This window comes from Streptomyces sp. AF1A (assembly GCF_047340315.1).
Lineage (GTDB): Bacteria > Actinomycetota > Actinomycetes > Streptomycetales > Streptomycetaceae > Streptomyces.
The window spans coordinates 1-4,792 of the sequence record NZ_JBLEBI010000296.1 but is presented as its reverse complement, the minus strand read 5'-3'; the positions used below and the strand labels follow the sequence as shown (position 1 = coordinate 4,792).

Sequence of the window (4,792 nt, the reverse complement as noted above, 5' to 3'; positions counted from 1 at the left end):
CCGGAGCGCTGGGGAGCCCGCGCACCGGGGAGCCGGAGTTCCGCGACAAGACAACACTGTTGTCGCAGAATTCCTCCGGTCTTGGCACAACCGACGGTTCACCGCCACCGGGCGGCCGCCCGCGTCGTACGCTCCGTGCCAGGTCAACCCCACGCACAGGTAAGGCGGCCCGAACAGACATGGTCAGCACCGAGTACGAGCGCAGGATCGCCGCCCGTTTCGCCACCCTCGACCAGGACGGCAACGGCTACATCGACCGCGAGGACTTCAGCGCGGCGGCCAAGGCGCTGCTCGCCGAGTTCGCCGTACCCGCCCGCTCCGCCAAGGGGCAGGGGCTGTACGCCGGTGCGGAGGCGTTCTGGCAGGGCATGGCCGGGATGGCGGACCGGGACGGCGACCAGCGCGTCACCCGTGAGGAATTCATCAGCGGCGCGGTCAAGCGCCTGCGCGACAACCCCGACCGCTTCGCCGAGATCGCCCGCCCCTTCCTGCACGCGGCCCTCGCGGTGGCCGACGAGGACGCCGACGGCCGCGTCACCGTCGAGGACACCGCCCGCGTGCTCCGGGTGCTGCACGTGCCGCAGGGCGCCGCCCGCGCGGCGGCCGAGGCCCTGGACGGCGACGGCGACGGCACCGTCACGGAGGCCGATCTGATCCCGGCCATCGCGGGCTACTTCACCATCACCGAGTGATGGCAGGCCCCCGGGCCGTCAGGCGAACACCACCGTGCGGCGCCCGTTGAGCAGGATCCGCCGCTCGGCGTGCCACTTCACCGCCCGCGCCAGCGCCTGGCACTCCACGTCCCGGCCGATGGCCACCAGCTGGTCCGGCGTCACGTCGTGGCCGACGCGCTCGACCTCCTGCTCGATGATCGGACCCTCGTCCAGGTCGGCCGTCACGTAGTGCGCCGTGGCCCCGATCAGCTTGACGCCGCGGGCGTGCGCCTGGTGGTACGGCTTGGCGCCCTTGAAGCTCGGCAGGAAGGAGTGGTGGATGTTGATGATCCGGCCGCTGAGCTCCTTGCACAGGTCGTCCGAGAGGACCTGCATGTAGCGGGCGAGGACGACCAGTTCGACGCCCTGCTCCCGGACGATCTCCAGCAGCTTCGCCTCGGCCTCCGCCTTGGTGTCCTTGGTGACCGGAATGTGATGGAAGGGAATGTTGTACGAGCCCACCAGCTCTTCGAACTCGGTGTGGTTCGACACCACGCCCACGATCTCCACCGGCAGCGCACCGATCCGGGCGCGGAACAGCAGGTCGTTCAGGCAGTGCCCGAACTTGCTCACCATCAGCAGGATGCGCATCCGCGCGTCGGCCCGGTGGATCTGCCAGTCCATGTGGAAGGAGTCGCCGATCGCGGCGAAGCTGGCGCGCAGCTTGTCCACGTTCACCGGCGCCTCCGCCGAGAAGTGGACGCGCATGAAGAACAGGCCCGTGTCGTGGTCGCCGAACTGCTGGCTGTCCTCGATGTTGCAGCCGGTCATGAACAGATAGCTGGACACGGCGTGCACGATGCCCTTTTTGTCCGGACAGGACAAGGTGAGGACGTACTGGTCCGCCGGGGTGGCGGCGGTCGCGGACTGCTCGTTCATGCACCACAGGGTCCCATACCGGCGACCGGCCGCGAGCGCTCGTCCGCTAGGCGGACCTGGTGAGGATGCGCAGCACCTCCAGGCTCTTCGGCGGCGCGTCCGGGTCCTCCCCGTCGCTCACCGCCATCCGCACGTGCGCGTCCCGCGCCGCCCGCACGGCCTCCGGCCAGCCCTGGTGCTCGAGGTAGGCGGCGACCGGCGCGTCCGGGCCGACCTGGTGCATGATCCTGAGGACCCGCAGCACGGCGGTGTCGACGAGCGCCGCCTCCTGCGAGTCCCGGAATATGGTGCCGACGTACTTCTCGGCGGACCAGCTGTCCAGCCAGGTGTCCTCGACCAGCCGGTAGACGGCGTCGGTGACGTCGCCGTAGCCGTCCACGCCGGCCAGCCAGACGTCCCGCTGGAACGCGGGGTCGGAGAGCATGTGCAGCGCCGAGCGCACATTGCTGCGCCAGCGCCACCACGGCATGTCGTTCAGGGGCATGCCGCCCATGGTGGAGGAGCGACGGCCGCGACGGGAAGAGTTCTCCGAACCTTGCACGGTCGTCGATCGTACGTTCTTCGTCCCGCCGGTCCCACCGGCCCCTTCAATTCACCTCGGTGTCACCTCTCATTGACCGAGGGTCACACCGCGGTTCGCGGTGTGAGGGAATCGTGCGTGTCCATGACCGGCAGGCGACGCATCCGCAGTACTTTCCTCCGCTCCCTCCCCCGCGCCGGCAGAGCCGCCGCCCTGTCGCTGGGCGCGATGACCCTCTGCGCGTCGCTCACCGCCGGATGCGGGGTCGTCGCCGGTGTCACGGGGGGCGCCGGGGACGGCCCGATCAAGGTCATGACCTGGGCGCCGCAGGGGACCGACGCCACCAACAAGCCCGGCATGCCCGCGATGGCCCGCGCCTACGCCAAGTGGATCAACGCCCACGGCGGCGTACACGGCCGCAGACTCCAGGTCCTGACCTGCAACGACCACAACGACAGCGTGGGCGCCGCGAAGTGCGCCCGGGACGCGGCCGAGAAGGACGTGGTGGCGGTCGTCGGCTCCTACAGCCAGTTCACCGACTCCTACTCCGCCCCGCTGGAAGGCGCCGGCATCCCCTACATCGGCGGCTACGGCGTCACCAACGACGAGTTCACCGGCACGACGTCGTACCCGGTCAACGGCGGGCAGCCCGCCCTGCTCGCCGGCCTCGGCAAGGTCCTCGCGGCCGTCTGCGGGCCCGTCGCGCTGGTCCGCGCCGACAGCATCGCGGGCGACGAGCTGCCCACGATGCTCGACTCCGGGCTGAAGTCGGGCGGGCACGCCGGCGCCGGCGACCAGCTCGTCGCCGAGGACCTCACCGAGTACGGCGACCCGTCCGAGCAGGCGCTGCGGTTCGCCACCAAGGACCCGTGGCACAAGGGCTGCGTGGTGCCCGCGCTCGGGGACCGCACGGACACCTTCATGGACTCCTTCCGGCGCGCCCGCGCGAGCCGTCCGGCGGTGCGGCTCGCGACCGTCCTCGGCAGCGTCGACCAGACGGTGATCGACGCGACGGGCGGCGCGTCGGGGCCGTACGAGGGGGCGTACATCACCGGCTGGTACCCGCCGGCGTCCGACCCGCGCTGGGCCGGGATGAAAAAGGTGATCGACGAGGAGGCCTTCGGCGACAACGACATCGACCCCGCGGACGCCGGGGTGCAGACCACCTGGATCGCCTACACCGTGCTCCGGGCCGTACTGGAGAAGATCGGGACCGGCGAGGTGAGCGCCGACACCGTGCGGCACACCCTCGACGACGGCCTGCGGGTCTCCACCGGCGGCCTCACCCCGACCCTGCACTGGCCCTACGAGGGCAGGCTGGCCGGAATCGGGTTCCCGCGGCTGGTCAACGCCGACGTCACCCTCCAGGTGGTGCAGAAGGGCGTGCTGGTCCCGGCCCGCAAGGGCGTCGGAGGCATCAGCGGAATCACGGACGTGACGAAGACGCTGCAGGGCGCGGACGTGCAGTGAGCCGCACGCCCGCGCCGCCGCTCACAGCTGGGTGGGCTGGCGCTGGGTCAGGCCGTACTTGCGCGCGATGGCGTTCCACAGCGCCGCCGCCTTGGCCTTCTGCGCGCTGGCGGTGCCGCTCTCCCGGTTGCCGGCCCCCGTCTCGCCGGTGGGCCGGGCGTGCCCCTTGTGGCAGCCCTTGCGGCCGCCGCCCTTGACCTGGTCGGCCCAGGCCGCGTAGTGGGTGTCGGCCGCGGCGGACGCCTGCCAGGCCTTGGTGAGGGCGTCCGTGAGCGCGGCGTTGTTCGGCAGCTTGTCCACGGACAGCTTGCCGAGCCGGGTGACCAGCCCACCGCGCTGCTGGGCCGCCCCCCGCAGGCTGGAGGCGGCCTGGTCGAGGTTGCTGCACTGCTTGACGTCGGCCACCGCCTTGATCACCGAGGCCCGGCTGCTGCCGCTGTCGGCGAGCAGCTTGTCCAGCGCGACCGCCTGCTGCCGTGCCGGGTCGGCGGCGGGCGAGCCGGAGTTCTGCGGGGCGGCGGACGTGGCGGCGACCGTCTTGCCGTCGTCGCCCTGGCCCTTGCCGTCCCCGCCGCTGAGCAGCGCTCCGGCACCCAGGCCGATCACGACGATGCCGACCCCGATGGTGGCGATCAACGGCACCCGCGACCGTCCGCCGCGCCCCGCGTGGTCGTCGTCCTGCGGCGGGGCGTACGACGGCTGCGCGGGGGCGTACGAGGGCTGGTAGGCGTCGGGCTGCTGGACGCGCGGGAGCTGCTGCGTGGATCCGGCCGGGCCGTCACCGGCCGGGCCGCTGCGGAAGAGGTTGTCGAACTCGGTGGGCGGCTGCCGGTCCCCGCCCTGGCCCTGCGCCGCGTACGGCGGGATGTACTGGGTCGCCTCCGCGTCGGACGCCACGGGCGCCGCCTGCTGCGGCGCGTGGTCCAGGTAGCGCGTCGCCTCGCCGGCCGACTCGGGCGGCAGCGCGCCCGGCACCACCGGCGGCAGGTACTGCGTGGCGCCCTCGTCGGCGGGGGCGGCCGGCACCGGCGGCAGGTACTGGGTCGCACCCTCGGGCGAGGCGGCGGGGGCCGGCGGGAGGTACTGGGTCGCACCGTCGGACCGCGGGTAGCCGTCCGGCAGGGCCGCGGGCAGCTGCGCGGCGGCCTCGGGCGGGGACTGGTAGGGCTGCTGGTGCGCGTCCGGGGCGCCGTACGCGTCGCCCTGGCCG

At 72.5% G+C, this 4,792-nt stretch carries 5 protein-coding genes; 2 read left to right on the top strand and 3 right to left on the bottom strand.

The window, feature by feature from the left end; genetic code table 11:
- Positions 1–179 precede the first annotated feature (179 nt).
- A complete protein-coding gene (locus ACLU3S_RS35885) occupies positions 180–692 on the top strand; it encodes an EF-hand domain-containing protein (RefSeq protein ID WP_413956160.1) in 513 nt (170 codons plus the stop codon).
- Between the two features lie 18 nt (positions 693–710).
- Here ACLU3S_RS35885 and purU read toward each other — a convergent pair whose 3' ends face one another.
- Together purU and ACLU3S_RS35875 are read right to left on the bottom strand one after the other, a co-directional pair.
- Entirely contained in the window at positions 711–1,592 is an 882-nt protein-coding gene (purU, locus tag ACLU3S_RS35880) for a formyltetrahydrofolate deformylase (RefSeq protein WP_413956159.1), read from the bottom strand.
- Positions 1,593–1,638: 46 nt separating this feature from the next.
- The gene (locus ACLU3S_RS35875; RefSeq protein ID WP_413956161.1) at positions 1,639–2,085 is read right to left on the bottom strand and encodes an SCO4402 family protein; all 447 of its coding nucleotides are present in this window, start codon (positions 2,083–2,085) and stop codon (positions 1,639–1,641) included.
- A gap of 171 nt (positions 2,086–2,256) precedes the next feature.
- Between ACLU3S_RS35875 and ACLU3S_RS35870 the strand changes: the two genes are divergently transcribed.
- Positions 2,257–3,582 (top strand): ABC transporter substrate-binding protein, encoded by a 1,326-nt coding sequence (locus ACLU3S_RS35870; protein ID WP_413956158.1) that lies wholly within the window; start codon positions 2,257–2,259, stop codon positions 3,580–3,582.
- Positions 3,583–3,603: 21 nt separating this feature from the next.
- Here ACLU3S_RS35870 and ACLU3S_RS35865 read toward each other — a convergent pair.
- Positions 3,604–4,792: hypothetical protein (locus ACLU3S_RS35865; RefSeq protein WP_413956157.1), on the bottom strand; the 1,189-nt coding region annotated here is incomplete at its 5' end.

Bases quoted from the DNA above. Each gene is read 5' to 3' on its own strand.
- ACLU3S_RS35885 (WP_413956160.1), top strand. From the start codon at position 180: ATGGTCAGCACCGAGTACGAGCGCAGGATCGCCGCCCGTTTCGCCACC.
- purU (WP_413956159.1), bottom strand. From the start codon at position 1,592: ATGAACGAGCAGTCCGCGACCGCCGCCACCCCGGCGGACCAGTACGTC.
- ACLU3S_RS35875 (WP_413956161.1), bottom strand. From the start codon at position 2,085: ATGGGCGGCATGCCCCTGAACGACATGCCGTGGTGGCGCTGGCGCAGC.
- ACLU3S_RS35870 (WP_413956158.1), top strand. From the start codon at position 2,257: ATGACCGGCAGGCGACGCATCCGCAGTACTTTCCTCCGCTCCCTCCCC.